A 262-nucleotide genomic window follows, 5' to 3' on the forward strand; every position below is an offset into this window, starting at 1 on the left:
GGCCAACCCCTCGAGGTTGGCCTTATTGCTGTTGGGGCAATATATAAAAGTACCATTTTGAAAACCATTCAAAGAACCATCAGGACGAAACGTAATTGCGCTGCGAGGGTATTTAAGACTGTCAGCTTCATGGATCTCCTCAAAAGTACTTAAGAGTAGTTCATCATCATCTAACGAGGTTGATTTATCTTTGTCGATAAAGAGTGACATTTGGCCATTCCACTCGTCCTTTGTACATTGACTGTCTTTTAGTGCACAAAGC

General features: G+C 41.6%; 1 protein-coding gene. It reads right to left on the minus strand.

Annotated features, from left to right (window positions below; genetic code table 11):
* On the minus strand, positions 1-262 hold a 262-nt coding region (locus AAEZ03_RS27825; RefSeq protein ID WP_350583130.1), incomplete at both ends, for a GspH/FimT family protein.

The sequence above is a fragment of the Pseudomonas sp. HY2-MNA-CIBAN-0224 genome, assembly GCF_040310285.1.
In the GTDB taxonomy this organism is placed as follows: domain Bacteria; phylum Pseudomonadota; class Gammaproteobacteria; order Pseudomonadales; family Pseudomonadaceae; genus Aquipseudomonas; species Aquipseudomonas helleri.